The following is a 16,084-nucleotide window of genomic DNA, read 5'->3' on the forward strand; positions in this document are numbered from 1 at the left end:
GTCAGACCCCCTCCACGTCCGCGAACGACGCCTGGTAGGCGGCGAACTGGGCGCGCTCCTCGTCGACGAGCGCGTGCCCGTCCGCGTACACGTTCTCGAAGATGGCGAACCGGTCCGGGTCCGGCATCGCACGGACCGCTTCGCGCACTCGCCTGCCCAACGCCTCGGACTCGGCCTCCAGTTCCGCGAAGAATCCCTCGTCCGCGTGGTTTGCGGACTCCAGGTAGCGGCGGAGGCGCAGGATCGGGTCCTTCGCCTCCCAGGCCAGCCGCTCCTCGTCACCCCGGTAGCGGGTGGGGTCGTCGGAGGTGGTGTGGGCGCCCATGCGGTAGGTGAACGCCTCGACCAGCGTCGGGCCCTCGCCACGGCGCGCCCGCTCCAGGGCGGACCTGGTGACCGCGAGGCAGGCCAGGACGTCGTTGCCGTCGACGCGGACACCGGGGAAGCCGTAGCCCTGCGCGCGCTGGTAGAGCGGGACGCGGGTCTGCTTCTCGGTGGGCTCGGAGATCGCCCACTGGTTGTTCTGGCAGAAGAACACCACGGGGGCGTTGTAGACGGCGGAGAAGGTGAACGATTCCGCCACGTCGCCCTGGCTCGACGCGCCGTCGCCGAAGTAGGCGATGACCGCGCCGTCCGTGCCGTCCTTGGCGACGCCCATGGCGTAGCCGGTGGCGTGCAGCGTCTGGGAACCGATGACGATCGTGTACAGGTGGAAGTTGTTGCCGTTGGGGTCCCAGCCGCCGTTGTTCACGCCGCGGAACATGCCCAGCAGGTTGGTCGGGTCGACACCGCGGCACCAGGCGACGCCGTGTTCCCGGTAGGTCGGGAAGACGTAGTCGTCGTCGCGCAGCGCCCGGCCGGAGCCGATCTGCGCGGCCTCCTGGCCGAGCAGCGACGCCCACAGGCCCAGTTCGCCCTGGCGCTGCAGGGAGGTGGCCTCGGCGTCGAAGCGGCGGGTGAGCACCATGTCGCGGTACAGGCCGCGCAGCTCGTCCGCGGTGATACCGGCGACGTACTGGTCGTACTCGGCGTCGGCGACCCGCTCGCCCTCGGGGGTGAGCAGCTGCACGAGTTCCGGCTCGGCGCCCTTGGCGGCGCGCTGGGCGGCCGTCTTGGCAGGGGCCTTCGTGGCGGCCGTCTTCGCGGCGGCCTTCTTGGCAGTGGCGCGCTTGGTGCCGGTGGTGCCGGCCGCCTTCGCGCCGGTGGTGGTTCCGGCCTTGCTTCCGGCGCTGCGTCGCGGCTGGCGCGCGGCAGTGCTCTCCACGGTCACGTGTGCTCCTCCGTCGGTCCGGCCCCCGGGGTTGCCGGTCGGCCAGTGCGGCTCACCTGATTTCCGACATCCGGGCACGGGGTGGGTGCCACTCGGCCGGGAACAGGCGTGACAGGTGCCCCGGCGAGCGCCCTGCAACCTTCACGTTACCCAGTGCGCCACATTTCTGTGAAACCCCACCTGACCTGCGTTTTTGCTTGGATTTCCAAGTAAATCCGCAGAGCCGGGAAGGACCCAGGTCACAGCCTTGCAGGAGGCCGGAGCAACGGCACGTTATCCCGCGCACCCAGGCCACGGGAAGACTTCCATGTGAGACTGCCCTCGCGCCCGAAGACGGATAAGTCAGGGTATTTCCGGGCGACAGCCGAGAAGCGGTACGCCGCGGCGTCCCTGAAATGTCCGCCTCCAGGACCGACGATGCCGTCGTCGGCCCGGCCGGCACCGCAGCCGGGGCTCCGGCACGCATTTCAGCCACTCGACCGGCGGCCCGGGAGCCGGCTCACCCGCCCGACCGATCAGGAAAAGCGCATTCTCGATCCGGTCGGCCAAGAACTCGCCCGCCCACGAATCGGCGAACTCCCACCGCGCCGCAAAAACGATCAAGAATTGTGCGCCCGGACCGGCCTGCGGCCGAACCCGGAATTCGAGACCCGCGAGGCCCTGCCCGTCATGTCGTCGCCTGCGGCACGTACGCCGTCACCCCGACGGCACGTATGCGTCACCCCGGGCGCGCACGCCGTCACCCCGGGCGCGGACGACCCGGCCGGGCAGGCCCGTGCGCCGGGTCGCGGTCGCTCCGGGGCGCCGACGACACTTCCCGCACACCCTGCGACCGGAACCGACTGTCTGTGACAACGCGCAGCTCAAGGGCCTCGCGGGGTGCCCTAGCATCTGCCGCGTGCCGCGATCCTGTGTACCACCCCTCGTGCCCCACGCGCCCCCGCTGAGCGCACTGCTCCACCGGTATTCCGCAGGCACGGCGCTCGCCTGCGACCCCGTCGAACAGGGCCTCCTCAACCGCGGCTACCGACTGCGCACGACCCGCGGTCACTACTTCCTCAAGCACCACTTCGACCCCGACACCGCCGACCCCGCGGACATCGCCCGCCAGCACCTGGCCACCCGCCGCCTCGCCGATCTCGGCGTGCCCGTCGCGCCCCCGCTCCCCGGCCGCGACGGCCGCACGGTCGCCGTCGTCGGGGGTCACGCCTACGCCCTCCACCCCTGGGTCGACGGCCGCCACCGCCACGGCACCCAGCTCAGTCCGTCGCAGTGCGCCCGCCTCGGCGCCCTTCTGGGAGCGGTACACGCGGGCTTGGAGCGCGTGATGGCGCCGGAGGGCGCTGGGGAGGGGGACGGGGAGCCACACACCGGGGGGCGCGAACGGCGCACTCAGGGGCGCACGTCAGGGGGCGCACGGCGCACGGAGGAGCGCCTGACGCGGAGAGAGCGCCCCGTCGAGCAGCGCCTCGCGCAGGGCGCGGGCCGGCCTGCGCGGCGCGCGGATCAGGGCGCGCGCCTCCCCGAGGGGCCTGCGACCCAGGGCGCACGCTTCTCACCACTCCGGCCGCCCCAGGGCGCGAGCCACGCCGAACAGCGCCCGGCCGAGAGCACGAGCCTTCCGGCGCGGCACGGAGACAGGGGCTTGCGCCGCTCGGAGGAGCGCGCGAACGGAGAAGCGCAACGGGGCGAGGAGCGCGCGCCCCGGGGCGCGCACCCCGTGGAGAGCGCCGACCCCGCCGACACCTTCGAGGTGATCGACGACCTCCTCGCCCGCGTACGCCGGCGCCGCCCGGCCGACGCGTTCGACGAACTGGCCCGGCACCGGCTCGTGGAGCGCCGCACGCTGCTGGCGCGTCACGCGGACCGCCGGCCACCGCCCGGCGGCTCGATCGGCTGGGTGCACGGCGACTTCCACCCGTTCAACCTGCTCTACCGGGGGGACGCGCCCGCCGCGATCGTCGACTGGGACCGGCTCTGTGTGCAGCCACGCGCCGAGGAGGCCGTACGCGCCGCCGTGATCTTCTTCGTCCGTCCCGACGGCACCCTGGACCTGGCCCGGACCCGGGCGTACGCGCGCGCGTACCGGCGCGCGGCCGGGGCCACCGCCGCACAGCTCGCGGCGGCCGTGCACCGCGTGTGGTGGGAGCGCCTGAACGACTTCTGGATGCTGCGCTGGCACTACGAGCGCGGCGACACCCGCGCCGACGCGCAGTTCCCCGCGTCGTCCGCGCTCGTCGTGTGGTGGACCCGCGAGTACGAGACGGTACGCGCCGCCTTCAGCCGGTGACGCACACCGGCGGCACGACGCACACCGGCGGCACGACGCACACCGGCGGCACAGCGCCCCGCCGCCCGGCTCAGGCGTGCCGGGACAGCCGAACGCGCCCGCTCGGCGCAGGAACGCGCCCGCTCAGCCGCCCAGGACACCCGTGGGCCCGCCGCCCGTGTCCGCGGAACCGGACGGCCCGGGGTCCGTCGGCTCGTTGTCGCTCGGGTCGGTCTGCGTGTCGGTCGGCTGGTCCGACGGCTGGGTGTCGGTGGGCTCCCCGGACGGCGACTCGGTCGGCTCGGTCGAGGTGCTCTCGGTCGGCGTGTAGGAGGGCGTGTCGGGCGGCGTCCAGTCCGACCCGGAGTCGGAGCCGGTGCCGGTGTCGGAGGTGTCCTCGGTGGGCTCCTCGCCGGCCGTGTCGCTCGGCGACGGGCTCGACGAGTCCTGGGTGGAGCTCGGCGAGGAGGTCGGCGACTGCTTCGTGGTGCCCGTTCCGCCGTCCTTGTTGGCGTTGTTGAGCGCGAGGGCGACACCGGCGGCGATCGCGATGACCGCGAGAACGGCGAGCACCCACAGCTTGCCGCGCCCGCTGCCCTTGTTGCCGTGCCCCTCGAAGCCGCTGTCGTCACCGCCGCCGTAGCCGGTGGGCAGGATCGGCTGCGGGATCTGGGAGGTACCGGGGCCGCCACCGGCCTGCGGCATCACCGCGGTACCGGCGAACGCCGGGGACGGCGCGTGCCCGCCCGCGGGCGCGTCGACCGGGCCGGTGTTCCAGGTGCCGGTGTGGGCGCCCTGGTCGTAGAGCATCTGAAGCCCGTACTGGACGAGTCCGCGCATCTCCTCGGCCGTCTGGAACCGGTCGTCGGGGTCCTTGGCGAGGGAGCGCATGACGAGCCCGTCGAGTTCCGGCGGGCAGCCGCCGTCGGACTGCCGCGACGGCGGGACCGGGATGTCCTGGACGTGCTGGTAGACCACCGACAGCGGCGTCTCACCGGTGAACGGGGGCCGCAGGGCGAGCAGTTCGTACAGCAGACAGCCGGTGGCGTACAGGTCGGAGCGGTGGTCGACGGCCTTGCCGAGGGCCTGCTCGGGCGACAGGTACTGGGGGGTGCCCATCACCATGCCGGTCTGCGTCATCGTCGTGGACGCGCCGTGCAGGGCGCGGGCGATGCCGAAGTCCATCACCTTCACGGCGCCGTTGTGGGTGATGATGACGTTCGCCGGCTTGATGTCGCGGTGGACGATGCCGTGCTGGTGCGAGTAGGCGAGCGCCTCCAGCACCCCGGAGACGATGATCAGGGCCTGTTCGGGGCCGGGCGCCTCCGCGTTCAGCAGCAGATCCCGGATGGTGCGGCCCTCGACGAGCTCCATCACGATGTAGGGCACGGACTGGCCGCCCGCCGTGTCCTCGCCGGAGTCGTACACGGCGACGATGGCGTGGTGGTTGAGACCGGCCACCGACTGGGCCTCACGCGTGAACCGGGCCTTGGACACCGGGTCCTCGGCGAGGTCGGCGCGCAGCAGCTTGACCGCGACGGTGCGGCCGAGCCGTACGTCCTCGGCCGCGAACACCTCGGCCATGCCGCCCCGGCCGAGCCTGCGGGTCAGCCGGTACCGGCCGTCGCCGACGAGCCCGCCGTTGCCCCAGTTCTCCGGCGCGTCTGACATTCCGCCGCCAGTCGCCTCGGGGTCGGACGGGCCCTGAGAGCGCTGCTGCTGTGCCATCAGTCCTCGCCGTCGTTTCTGCCCGCGGTGCGCGCGGTGTTGTTACGGTCTCCGTCGGCCACGCTACAGCCTCCACGGGGGCCTCCGGACCGGGACGACCCCGGTGACCGGGCGGAGACCGGCCGGTCGTCACACTCGTACCACGGCCTCCGGTGCACATTCTGTGCGTCGGCCGTACGCCTGCTGTAACGCTTCCGCGACGCTTCTTTCGCGTACGGTCACGGAACGGGCACCGCGCTTGACGTGTCAGTGCCCTGGGGCAGACTTGGCCGAGAATGAGACATTCGATCATCGACAGCCGAGCCGGCGCCAGTGGGCCGATGGGGGACGGGGAGACATGAGCCAGGACGGCGCACACGGCCGGTACGCGGGGCGTTCGCTCGCCGGCGGCCGCTACCAGCTGCGCGACTTGCTCGGCGAGGGCGGCATGGCCTCGGTGCACCTGGCGTACGACGCCGTGCTCGACCGTCAGGTCGCGATCAAGACGCTGCACACCGAACTCGGCCGTGAGCAGGCGTTCCGCGAGCGCTTCCGCCGTGAGGCACAGGCGGTGGCCAAGCTCAGCCACACCAACATCGTCTCCGTCTTCGACACCGGCGAGGACGCTGTGCTCGAAGGCGGCTCCGCCGCGGGCGACGGCGCGCCCACGCCGTACATCGTCATGGAGTACGTCGAGGGCAAGCCGCTCGGCTCGGTCCTCGACGCGGACGTGCGGCAGTTCGGCGCGATGCCCGCCGACAAGGCGCTGAAGGTCACCGCCGACGTGCTGGCGGCCCTGGAGATCAGCCATGAGATGGGCCTGGTCCACCGGGACATCAAGCCGGGCAACGTGATGGTGACCAAGCGCGGTGTCGTCAAGGTGATGGACTTCGGCATCGCGCGCGCCATGCAGTCGGGTGTCACGTCGATGACGCAGACCGGCATGGTCGTCGGCACCCCGCAGTACCTGTCGCCCGAGCAGGCGCTGGGCCGGGGCGTCGACGCCCGCTCCGACCTGTACTCGGTCGGCATCATGCTGTTCCAACTGGTCACCGGGCGGCTGCCGTTCGACGCGGACTCGCCGCTGGCGATCGCGTACGCGCATGTGCAGGAGGAGCCGGTCGCCGCCTCCTCGATCAACCGCGCGCTGCCGCCGGCCGTGGACGCGCTGATCGCCCGCGCGCTGAAGAAGAACCCGAACGAGCGCTTCCCCACCGCCGTCGCCATGCGCGACGAGTGCCTGCGGGTCGCCGCGTCCTTCCAGGCGGCCCCGCCGAGCATCGTGCCGGGCTCGTCGGCCCAGAGCGGCGCGGGCGTCGGCTCCGCGGTGTTCCCGCCGGTCGGCCAGACCCCGCAGACGCCGCCGGGCAGCGTGCAGACGCCGTACCAGCCGCCGACCCCCGGCCCGTACGGCACGCCGGCGACACCCGTGCCGGCCCCGTCGTACGGCTATCCGCAGCAGGGCGGCGGCTATCAGACGCCCGCGCCGTACGGCGCGGCGCAGCCGACGTACAACCTCACGCCGCAACCGGCTCCGGCGCCCCCCTCGGGCGGTGGCAGGAGCAACCGGTCGGTGGTCCTCGGCTCGGTCGTCGTCTCCGTGATCGCGGTGGGTGTGCTCGTCGGCGCCCTGGTGATGAACAGCGGCGGCGGCGAGGACCCGCAGGCCGACGAGTCGCCGAGCCCCTCCGTGTCGGAGTCGGTGTCGAAGGCGGCCGGCTACCGCGGGCCCGACACGTCCAAGACGATCGACGCCACCGAGTGCAGCGAGCCGGAAGAGGCCTACAACGACCCGGACAAGATCCGGCTGCCGTCGTTCAAGTTCAAGAACATCACGTCGGTCAAGGAGTGCTTCCAGGCCGCCGGCTGGACGATGAACGTCGTCAAGGTCAACGAGAACACGTACGGCGACGGCACCGTGATGGAGCAGTTCCCGTCCGCCGGCACGGATGTCGACCCCGACGACGTGCCTCAGATCGAGCTGAAGGTGTCCACGGGCAACCCGCCCTACTGACCCGGCGAGCGGCACGCACACAACAGCAGAACAGGGCCCGGCGTTCGTACGCCGGGCCCTGCGTGTGTGGCGGGTCCGTGAGTCGGGCCGGAGGTACCGGCGGTGCTAGAGGTGCCGGCGGTGCTAGAGGTAGGGGCCGCCCGTGCGGCCGCCCGGGTGCTGGTGGTCCTCGGAGCCGTCGTGTCCGACGCCCGGCGGCAGGGCGCGGCGCATCTGCTCCAACTGGGCGCGCGCGGCCATCTGCTGGGCGAACAGGGTGGTCTGGATGCCGTGGAACAGGCCCTCCAGCCAGCCGACCAGCTGGGCCTGGGCGATCCGCAGTTCCGCGTCGGACGGCGTCGCCTCCTCGTTGAACGGCAGGGAGAGCCGCTCCAGCTCCTCGACGAGCTCCGGGGCCAGACCGTCCTCCAGTTCCTTCACCGAGCTGGAATGGATCTCCTTCAGCCGGGCCCGGCTGGCCTCGTCCAGCGGAGCCGCGCGCACCTCCTCCAGGAGCTGCTTGATCATGCTGCCGATCCGCATGACCTTCGCCGGCTGCTCGACCTGTTCCGTCAGCGGGGTCTCACGGGAGTCGTCGTCCGCGTCGATGCCGCCGAGTGCCATGCCGTCCTGGCCTACGACCAGGATCTTCTGGGCGTTCTCCGGCGACCTTTCGTTCCTCGGCATCTCCATGCGGCCATTCTCTCCCACGCGGACATCTCCCCGGAGTGGTGCCCCCGGTGAACGCTGATCCACCGTCGGACCAGGCACGCGTGCACGCTCGGACGCGCGTGACGTGCCGGGCGTCCCACCCGATGTGACGCTGACCGTATGAAGGATCGATGGTTTGTGCGGTGGGCGGTGGGGACCGCGGGGGCGGCCCTGCTGGTCTGCGGCGCGCTGCCCGCGTCCGGCGTCCGGCCCGCCCTGGCGGCACAGTCCCCGGCCGCGTCGGCCTCGGCGTCCCCGCGTCCCTCGGCCCCGGACCGCGCGGGCAGCCGCGCGGGCGAGGGGCGGGTGCGGCCCGGCCGCAGCCCCGCCCGGGAGACGGAGGCGGGGGAGAACCGCGACACGCACGCGGGCGACACCGCCCGCCAGGAGCAGGATGAGTACGAGGAGGAGGAAGGCGCGGCGCAGGAGGAGGGCGCGGCGCAGGCATGGGGCATGCCGGAGGCGGAGCGGAGCGGCGGGGCAGGAAACGCGGACGGCGAACGCCGGACGGGGGAGGGCACCGACGGCGAACGCCGGACGGGCGACGGCAGCGACGGCGTCGCCGATCCGCCGGTCCCGACGGCCGACTCCCCCGCCGCTTCCGACACACCGGGAATCCCGCGGCCCGCCCCGCAGGCGGCCGAGCCCGCCGACCGGATCCTGCGCATCGTGCCGCTGGGCAGCGGGCTCATCCTGATCGGGCTCGGTCTCGGCCTGGCCTTCGTGGCGCTGCGGCTGCGGCGCGTCTGACCACGGCCGGGACCTCGGGGCTACGGGGCGACCAGCAGCACCTTGCCCACGTGACCGCTCTCCTCGACGAGCCGGTGGGCGGCGGACGCCTCGGGCATCGGCAGCTCGCGGTCGACGACGGGGCGGACCCGGCCGGAGTCGAGCAGCGGCCAGACGTGTTCGCGGACGGCCGCGACGATGGCCGCCTTCTCGCCGAGCGGCCGGGCACGCAGTGAGGTCGCGCTGATCGCGGCCCGCTTGTTGAGCAGGGTCGCGATGTTCAGTTCGGCCTTGACACCGCCCTGCATGCCGATGATGGCGAGCCGCCCGTTGACCGCGAGGGCCCGGACGTTGCGGTCGAGGTACTTGGCGCCCATGTTGTCGAGGATCACGTCGGCGCCCGCACCGTCGGTGGCCTTGGCGATCTCCTCGACGAAGTCCTGCTCGCGGTAGTTGACGAGGATGTCGGCGCCCAGCTCGGCGCACCGGTCCAGCTTCTGCCGGGTCCCGGCGGTGACGGCGACCCTCGCGCCGACGGCCTTGGCCAACTGGATGGCCATGGTGCCGATGCCGCTGGAGCCGCCGTGCACGAGCAGGGTCTCGCCCGGGCGCAGGTGGGCGACCATGAACACGTTGGACCAGACGGTGCAGACCACCTCGGGAAGCGCGGCGGCCTCCCTGACGCCGACGCCTTTGGGGACCGGAAGGAGCTGGCCGGCCGGGACGGCCACCTTCTCGGCGTATCCGCCGCCCGACAGCAACGCGCACACCTCGTCGCCGACAGACCAGCCGGAGACACCGGGGCCGAGCGCGGCCACGCGGCCGGAGCACTCCAGACCGGGATACGGGGAGGCGCCGGGCGGCGGGTTGTAGAAGCCCTGCCGCTGCAGGATGTCGGCGCGGTTCACGGCACCGGCCACCACCTCGACCAGGACCTCGCCCTCGCCGGGCACCGGGTCGGGCACCTCGGCCCACACCAGTGCCTCGGGGCCGCCGGATTCGGGAATCGTGATCGCATACATGCGGGGGACGCTACTCCCCGACCGCCGGAAAAAAAGTGTGCGATCACCGATGAGTCGGGGTGATGGTGAGGGTCTGCCCTCGCGTGACCCCAGTACGTGGAAGGACCCCATCATGAGCCAGCACACCTCCGGCCTGGCCATCGAGACCGCAGGGCTGGTGAAGACGTTCGGCGCGACCAGGGCGGTCGACGGTGTCGACCTCGCGGTGCCCGCCGGCACGGTCTACGGCGTCCTCGGCCCCAACGGCGCCGGCAAGACCACCACGGTGAAGATGCTCGCCACGCTGCTGCGCCCCGACGGCGGCGAGGCGCACGTCTTCGGCCATGACATCGTGCGGGAGGCCGACGAGGTGCGGGCCCGGGTGAGTCTCACCGGCCAGTACGCGTCCGTGGACGAGGATCTGACCGGCACGGAGAACCTGGTGCTGCTGGGCCGGCTGCTCGGCCACGGCAGGCGGGCGGCCCGGGAGCGGTCGGTGCGGCTGCTGGAGGCGTTCGGGCTGGCGGAGGCGGCCGGGAAGCAGGTCAAGCACTACTCGGGCGGCATGCGGCGGCGGATCGACATCGCCGCGTCCATCCTCAGCCGGCCCGACCTGCTGTTCCTCGACGAGCCGACGACCGGCCTCGATCCGCGCAGCCGCAACCATGTCTGGGAGATCGTGCGCGCGGTCGTCGCACAGGGCACCACCGTGCTGCTGACCACGCAGTACCTGGACGAGGCCGACCAGTTGGCGTCCCGGATCGCCGTGATCGACCGGGGCAGGGTGATCGCCGAGGGCACCAAGGGCGAGCTGAAGGCGTCCGTGGGAGCCGGCTCGGTCCATCTGCGGCTGCGCGACGCGGCCCAGCGCCCGGCGGCCGAGCGGGTACTGCGGCTGGTGCTGGACGCTCGGGTGCAGCACGATGCCGACCCGGTGGCGCTGACGGCCCGGCTGAACGCCGGGGCCGCGAACGGCCTGGGCGCCGCCGAGCAGGCCGCCCGGGCGCTTGCGGAGCTGGCCGGCTCCGGCATCACGGTGGACAACTTCTCGCTGGGTCAGCCCAGCCTGGACGAGGTGTTCCTCGCGCTGACCGGCCATGACACAGGGCACGGCTCCGGCCATGACACAGGGCAGGGCGCCGGACGGGGCTCCGGCCATGACACCGGACAGGGCGCCGGACTGGAGAGCGACAGCGACGAGCAGAGTGAGGCAGCCGTATGAGTACCGCGACCCGGACCGAGAGCCAGGAACTCACCCCCGTCAGCGCCGAGTCGCTCGCCGCCCTGCTGGTCGCCGGTGAGCGGCCGCCCCGGCCCAGCGCCTGGTCCGCCTGCCTCACCTACGGCTGGCGAGCGGTGCTGAAGATCAAACACGTCCCGGAGCAGCTCTTCGACGTCACCGCGTTCCCGATCATGATGGTGCTGATGTACACGTACCTGTTCGGGGGCGCCCTGGCCGGCTCCCCGGATCAGTACATCCAGTTCCTGCTGCCGGGCATCCTGGTGATGTCGGTCGTCATGATCACGATGTACACGGGTGTCTCGGTGAACACCGACATCGAGAAGGGTGTCTTCGACCGGTTCCGCTCGCTGCCCGTGTGGCGTCCGGCGACCATGGTGGGCTACCTGCTGGGCGACGCCCTGCGGTACGCGATCGCGTCCGTGGTGATGCTGACCGTCGGCCTCGTGCTCGGCTACCGCCCGGACGGCGGGCCCGGCGGGGTGATCGCCGGGATCGCCCTGCTGATCGTCTTCTCGTTCGCGTTCTCGTGGATCTGGACGATGTTCGGACTGCTGCTGCGTACCGAGAAGTCGGTCATGGGCGTCAGCATGATGGTGATCTTCCCGCTGACCTTCCTGTCGAACGTCTTCGTCGACCCGAGCACCATGCCGGGCTGGCTCCAGGCTTTCGTCAACAACAGCCCGATCACCCACCTGGCGTCGGCGGTGCGCGGTCTGATGGCGGGCGACTGGCCGGCCGCCGAGATCGCCTGGTCGCTCGGCTGGGCGGGCCTGTTCGTCCTGGTCTTCGGTCCGGTCACGATGCGCCTGTACAACCGCAAGTAGCGCTCAGTCGCCCGGAGCCCGCCCGGCCCGGGTCCGTACGACGGTGACGACCCGGTCCGTCGGCTCCAGCACGCCGATGTCCGGATGGTCGTAGGCGAGGACCCGGTGGCCGCGGACGACGCTCACCACCAGGTCGGCCGTCTCCCGCGGGGAGCGGCCGGCCTCGGCCTTGGTGACCGGCCGTTCGACGATGTCCAGGCCGGCACCCGGGTGCATCAGGTCCTCGATGACCAGGCCGGCCGCCGGGCTCAGCGCCGCCAGTCCCAGCAGCCGTCCGGCCGCGCCCGCGCTGGTGATGACCTCGTCCGCGCCGGACTGGCGCAGCAGCGGCGCGTTCTCCTCCTCCCGCACGGCGGCCACGATCGTCGCCCCCCGGTTGAGCTGGCGTGCCGTCAGCGTGACCAGGACGGCGGTGTCGTCGCGCTGCGGGGCCACGATGATCTTCCCGGCCCGCTGCACCTCCGCCTGGAGCAGCGTCGCGGACCGGGTGGCGTCCCCGACGACACCCTCGTAGCCCTCGGCGGTGGCCGCCTCGACCGCCTTGGCGCTGGGGTCGATCACCACCACCTGGTTCTTGCGCACCCCGTTCACGCACACAGTCCGGATCGCGGACCGTCCCTTCGTACCGAATCCGACGACGACAATGTGGTCACGCAAGGAAAACCTCCAGGGGCGAGGACCCAAAACATGCGGGCGGCCACGCGTCGCGTGCCGACGTCGGCGGTCCGGCCCGGGACCATGGTGCCCAGTGGACGGATCACCACCCATGGGGGGCACGCGATGAAGGACCGGGGAACACAGACCGGCGGGACCGGGAGACTCTCTCTCCTGAAGTCCCTTTGGCACCGCTCGCGGGGCGAGGCCCGGGACGACGTGGAGGCGGGCCGCTCCGTCACCATGCCCCTGCGCGCCATGGCACCGCTCCAGCAGGTGCTGCGCCGACTCGCGCTCGCCCTGCTGGTGCTCGCCACCACCACTCTGATCGTCTACCTCGACCGCGCCGGGTACAAGGACGCCGACGGCAGCGTCGACCTCCTCGACGCCGCCTACTACGCCACGGTCACCCTCTCCACCACCGGCTACGGCGACATCACCCCGGTCAGTGACGCGGCGCGGCTGGTCAACATCTTCGTCATCACACCGCTGCGCGTGCTGTTCCTGATCATCCTGGTCGGCACCACCCTGGAGGTGCTCACCGAGCGGACTCGCCACCAGGTACGGGTGCACCGCTGGCGCAGCCGCCTGCACGACCACGTGATCGTCGTCGGCTACGGCACCAAGGGCCGGCACGCCGTGGAGACGCTCATCGGACAGGGGGTCCCCAAGGAACGGATCGTCGTGGTCGACGCACAGCGCAAGACGGCCGCGCTGGCGGGGGACGACGGCCTGGTGGCGGTGGCCGGGGACGCCACCCGCTCGGAGACCCTGCTGAAGGCGGAGGTCGGCGGCGCCGCCCGGGTGATCGTCGCCCCCCAGCGCGACGACACGGCCGCCCTGGTCACCCTGACCGCCCGCCAGCTGAACCGGCGCGCCACGATCGTCGTCGCGGCCCGCGAGGACGAGAACATGCCGCTGCTCAAGCAGTCCGGCGCCGACACCGTCGTGACCAGTTCCAGCGCGGCCGGACGACTGCTCGGAGTCTCCATGGTCAGTCCGGTGGTGGCGGGAACGCTGGAGGACCTCATGACCCTGGGAAGCGGACTGGACCTGGCGGAGCGTCCGGTCACCGAGGCGGAGACGGGCCTCGCCCCTCGCGCCTGCGCCGATCTGGTGCTGGCGGTTCTGCGTGGCAGGGAACTGATGGACTACACCGACCCCCGCCTGACGGAACTGCGGTCCGGGGACCGAGTGATCACCATCCGCCGGGCCGTGCCCGCCCCCGACTCGCTGTGACCGATCACACCGAGCCCACCGATCCCGTTGTTTCACGTGAAACACCGCCAACGGACTGTTGCGGTGCTTACGCCCCATACCGGCCCTACCGGTGTTTCACGTGAAACATGCCCCGATGCCGCCCACCGCCCACGGCAGGTCCAGCAGCTCGACCTCCTGACCCACCCGCGCACCACCCGGCGGGACGACGGCCAGGGCATCGGCGGCCGCGATGCCCCGCAGCATCGCCGGCCCGTTGTAGTGCAGCGGCAGCGCGCGGTCGCCGCGTAGCACCACCGGTACGAGCCGGGTGTCGTGCGGGTGTCCGTGCGCTGCGTCACCCAGGGGCAGGGCGTACCGCTCCGGGGCGGGGCGGCCGGCCAGGGTGCGCAGCAGGGGCTCGGCGAGCGTGAGCAGGCCGGAGACGGCCGCCAGGGGGTTGCCGGGCAGGCCGACCAGGTGCTGCTCCTCGCTCAGCCGGGCCAGCAGCATCGGATGGCCCGGGCGCACCTGGACGCCGTCGACCAGAAGCTCGGCGTCGACGCGCCGCAGGACGGGGTGGACGTGGTCGACGGGGCCGGAGGCGGTACCGCCGGTGGTGACGATCAGGTCGGCAGTGGAGGAGGTGATGGCCCGGTGCAGGGCCTCCGCGTCGTCACCGAGCCGCCGGACGGCCACGACGTCGGTGCCCAGCGCCCGCAGCCACGGCGACAGCATCGGGCCGAGGGCGTCCCGGATGAGGCCGTCGTGCGGGCGGCCCTCGGTGAGCAGTTCGTCACCCAGCACCAGGACCTCGGCGCGGGGGCGGGGCACTGCGGCCAGGGTGTCGTATCCGGCGGCAGCGGCCAGGCCCAGCACGGCGGGGGTGACGAACGCTCCGGCGGGCAGCAGGTGGTCGCCGCTGCGGCACTCCTGGCCGCGCGGACGGATGTCCTGGCCGTGCCGCACGTCCCGGGTGGGGTGCAGCCGGCCCTTGTCGTCGGTGCGGGCGTGCTCGCTGCGCAGGACTGCGGTGGTGTCCGGCGGGATGCGGGCGCCGGTGGCGATGCGGACGGCCTCGCCGTCGGCGAGCCGCTCGGGCGCCGCGTGCCCGGCGAGCACACCGTCGTCCCGCACCGCCCAGGGGCCCGGTCCGGCGACCGCCCAGCCGTCCATCGCGGAGGTGTCGAAGGACGGCAGATCGGTGAGTGCGGTCAGCGGGGCGGCCAGGACGAGGCCGAGGGCGTCGTCGAGGGTCACCGAGACGGGGGCGCGGCGGGCGGCGCGAGCGCGGGTGGCGCGGGCCGCCCGCGCGCGGGCCTCGGGCCAGGGGGTGGCCCGAGGCCGGCCTGCTGGGTCGGGGGCGGGCCGGGGTCCGGGAGCGTCGGCCGGTGTGCCGGCGCCGGCCTGCTCGGTGCGCCGGTCGGCGGGGCCGTTGCCGCGCTTGACGAGGGCGAGCACCTCCTCGACGTCGAAGTCGTCGGCGTCCTGGCCGGCCTGGGTGTCCCGGGCGGTCATCCGGCGTCCGGGCGCGCGTCGGGGGTGGCGTCGGGGGCCACGTCGGGCTTGCCGTCGGCGGTGTCCTCGGCCGCCCAGAGCTGGGCCAGCGCGGCGGCCCTGCGGGCGGCCCTGGCGACGGCCTCGGACCCTCCGCCGGCCTGCGCGGCCGCGTAGCCGACGAGGAAGGTGGTCAGCGGGGCGGCGGGGCGCGCCACTCCGTGGGCGGCGTCACGAGCCAGGTCCAGCAGGACACCGGTGTCGACGTCCAGGTCGATGCCCAGCTCGTTCTTGACTGCGGAGATCCATTCATCCAACACGTGGCCATGCTCCCTGATGCGTGCCCTGGCGGTGACGAGGTCGTCCCAGGTGTCGCAGTCGAAGGACGCGACGGGGTCCGGGACGCGGGTGAGGTGGAGTTCGGCCGTGAGCAGCCGCAGCGGCAGGCCGGTGAGGCAGCGGCCGTGTCCGGCCGCGAGGGTGTGGAGGTGCGTGCGCAGCCGACGGGTGTCGTAGGCGGCGACCAGCGGCTGGTCGCGGCCGTCGGCGTCGGTGAGCAGCGCGCCGTCGGCACCTTCGGTGCGCAGGGCGCTCAGCAGCCGCCGTACGGTGCCGGGGCCCAGGAAGGGCAGGTCGGCGGAGAGGACGACGGCCCGGTCGGCGGTGGTGTGCCGCAGGCCGGCGTCGAGCGCGGCGAGCGGGCCTCCGCCCGGCGGGTCCTCGCGCGTCCAGGTCACGGGCCGGGCGGTGGGGCGGGGGTCGGCGACGACGACGGTGGTGCGGGCGTCGGCGCAGGCGGCGAGCACCCGGTCCAGCAGCGCGCGCCCGCCGACGCGCAGGCCGGGCTTGTCGGCGCCGCCGAGCCGCCGGGCGCCGCCGCCGGCCAGGACGACGGCGTCGTACCCGTCGGGGGCGGCAGCGGGGGGCCCGGCGGGGCCCGGGGGCGCGTTCGAGGTCACTCCCCGAGTATGCGGCCCCCGGCGCCCGGG

At 73.0% G+C, this 16,084-nt stretch carries 12 protein-coding genes and 1 pseudogene; 6 read left to right on the top strand and 7 right to left on the bottom strand.

Annotated features, from left to right (window positions below; genetic code table 11):
• Position 1: 1 nt before the first annotated feature.
• On the bottom strand, positions 2-1,270 hold the full coding sequence (pdhA, locus tag AC3ET3_RS00475) for a pyruvate dehydrogenase (acetyl-transferring) E1 component subunit alpha (RefSeq protein WP_432133598.1): 1,269 nt from the start codon (positions 1,268-1,270) through the stop codon (positions 2-4).
• Between the two features lie 898 nt (positions 1,271-2,168).
• Between pdhA and AC3ET3_RS00480 the strand changes: the two genes are divergently transcribed.
• Complete coding sequence (locus tag AC3ET3_RS00480; RefSeq protein ID WP_435611422.1) at positions 2,169-3,560, top strand: phosphotransferase; 1,392 nt, start codon at positions 2,169-2,171, stop codon at positions 3,558-3,560.
• A 123-nt stretch (positions 3,561-3,683) separates the two neighbouring features.
• Here AC3ET3_RS00480 and AC3ET3_RS00485 read toward each other — a convergent pair whose 3' ends face one another.
• The gene (locus tag AC3ET3_RS00485; protein WP_432133596.1) at positions 3,684-5,267 is read right to left on the bottom strand and encodes a protein kinase domain-containing protein; all 1,584 of its coding nucleotides are present in this window, start codon (positions 5,265-5,267) and stop codon (positions 3,684-3,686) included.
• A 337-nt stretch (positions 5,268-5,604) separates the two neighbouring features.
• Between AC3ET3_RS00485 and AC3ET3_RS00490 the strand changes: the two genes are divergently transcribed.
• Positions 5,605-7,260: a Stk1 family PASTA domain-containing Ser/Thr kinase gene (locus AC3ET3_RS00490; protein ID WP_435611423.1), complete on the top strand. Its 1,656-nt coding sequence runs from the start codon at positions 5,605-5,607 to the stop codon at positions 7,258-7,260.
• Positions 7,261-7,383: 123 nt separating this feature from the next.
• On the opposite strand, the gene AC3ET3_RS00495 is transcribed toward AC3ET3_RS00490, so the two are convergent.
• Positions 7,384-7,932 carry a bacterial proteasome activator family protein gene (locus tag AC3ET3_RS00495; RefSeq protein WP_432133594.1) on the bottom strand — a complete coding sequence of 183 codons (549 nt, stop codon included), beginning with the start codon at positions 7,930-7,932 and terminating at the stop codon, positions 7,384-7,386.
• Between the two features lie 138 nt (positions 7,933-8,070).
• Between AC3ET3_RS00495 and AC3ET3_RS00500 the strand changes: the two genes are divergently transcribed.
• Positions 8,071-8,700 (top strand): hypothetical protein, encoded by a 630-nt coding sequence (locus AC3ET3_RS00500; RefSeq protein WP_432133593.1) that lies wholly within the window; start codon positions 8,071-8,073, stop codon positions 8,698-8,700.
• Between the two features lie 20 nt (positions 8,701-8,720).
• Here AC3ET3_RS00500 and AC3ET3_RS00505 read toward each other — a convergent pair whose 3' ends face one another.
• Positions 8,721-9,701 (bottom strand): NAD(P)H-quinone oxidoreductase, encoded by a 981-nt coding sequence (locus tag AC3ET3_RS00505; protein ID WP_432157202.1) that lies wholly within the window; start codon positions 9,699-9,701, stop codon positions 8,721-8,723.
• A gap of 112 nt (positions 9,702-9,813) precedes the next feature.
• On the opposite strand from AC3ET3_RS00505, the gene AC3ET3_RS00510 reads away from it, so the two are divergent.
• Positions 9,814-10,902 carry an ATP-binding cassette domain-containing protein gene (locus tag AC3ET3_RS00510; RefSeq protein WP_432133591.1) on the top strand — a complete coding sequence of 363 codons (1,089 nt, stop codon included), beginning with the start codon at positions 9,814-9,816 and terminating at the stop codon, positions 10,900-10,902.
• Positions 10,899-11,747, top strand: a complete 849-nt coding sequence (locus tag AC3ET3_RS00515) for an ABC transporter permease (RefSeq protein ID WP_432133590.1) — start codon at positions 10,899-10,901, stop codon at positions 11,745-11,747. The genes AC3ET3_RS00510 and AC3ET3_RS00515 overlap by 4 nt, the downstream gene beginning before the upstream one ends.
• 3 nt (positions 11,748-11,750) lie before the next feature.
• Here AC3ET3_RS00515 and AC3ET3_RS00520 read toward each other — a convergent pair.
• Positions 11,751-12,416: pseudogene (locus AC3ET3_RS00520) on the bottom strand (potassium channel family protein); the annotation flags it as partial.
• A 111-nt stretch (positions 12,417-12,527) separates the two neighbouring features.
• Between AC3ET3_RS00520 and AC3ET3_RS00525 the strand changes: the two are divergent.
• Positions 12,528-13,640 carry a potassium channel family protein gene (locus AC3ET3_RS00525; RefSeq protein ID WP_432133589.1) on the top strand — a complete coding sequence of 371 codons (1,113 nt, stop codon included), beginning with the start codon at positions 12,528-12,530 and terminating at the stop codon, positions 13,638-13,640.
• A 96-nt stretch (positions 13,641-13,736) separates the two neighbouring features.
• Here the strand turns inward: AC3ET3_RS00525 and AC3ET3_RS00530 are convergent, their stop codons facing one another.
• Together AC3ET3_RS00530 and AC3ET3_RS00535 are read right to left on the bottom strand one after the other, a co-directional pair.
• Positions 13,737-15,116, bottom strand: a complete 1,380-nt coding sequence (locus AC3ET3_RS00530; RefSeq protein WP_435611424.1) for a molybdopterin molybdotransferase MoeA — start codon at positions 15,114-15,116, stop codon at positions 13,737-13,739.
• Positions 15,113-16,054: an NTP transferase domain-containing protein gene (locus tag AC3ET3_RS00535; RefSeq protein ID WP_435611425.1), complete on the bottom strand. Its 942-nt coding sequence runs from the start codon at positions 16,052-16,054 to the stop codon at positions 15,113-15,115. The genes AC3ET3_RS00530 and AC3ET3_RS00535 overlap by 4 nt, the downstream gene beginning before the upstream one ends.
• Between the last annotated feature and the right edge of the window lie 30 nt (positions 16,055-16,084).

It is taken from the genome of Streptomyces sp. bgisy159 (assembly GCF_057707805.1).

Excerpts from the sequence above, each read along its gene's own strand:
- AC3ET3_RS00505 (WP_432157202.1), bottom strand. The coding sequence starts at position 9,701 with ATGTATGCGATCACGATTCCCGAATCCGGCGGCCCCGAGGCACTGGTG.
- AC3ET3_RS00490 (WP_435611423.1), top strand. The coding sequence starts at position 5,605 with ATGAGCCAGGACGGCGCACACGGCCGGTACGCGGGGCGTTCGCTCGCC.
- AC3ET3_RS00510 (WP_432133591.1), top strand. The coding sequence starts at position 9,814 with ATGAGCCAGCACACCTCCGGCCTGGCCATCGAGACCGCAGGGCTGGTG.
- AC3ET3_RS00515 (WP_432133590.1), top strand. The coding sequence starts at position 10,899 with ATGAGTACCGCGACCCGGACCGAGAGCCAGGAACTCACCCCCGTCAGC.
- AC3ET3_RS00485 (WP_432133596.1), bottom strand. The coding sequence starts at position 5,267 with ATGGCACAGCAGCAGCGCTCTCAGGGCCCGTCCGACCCCGAGGCGACT.
- AC3ET3_RS00500 (WP_432133593.1), top strand. The coding sequence starts at position 8,071 with ATGAAGGATCGATGGTTTGTGCGGTGGGCGGTGGGGACCGCGGGGGCG.
- AC3ET3_RS00525 (WP_432133589.1), top strand. The coding sequence starts at position 12,528 with ATGAAGGACCGGGGAACACAGACCGGCGGGACCGGGAGACTCTCTCTC.
- AC3ET3_RS00495 (WP_432133594.1), bottom strand. The coding sequence starts at position 7,932 with ATGGAGATGCCGAGGAACGAAAGGTCGCCGGAGAACGCCCAGAAGATC.
- AC3ET3_RS00530 (WP_435611424.1), bottom strand. The coding sequence starts at position 15,116 with ATGACCGCCCGGGACACCCAGGCCGGCCAGGACGCCGACGACTTCGAC.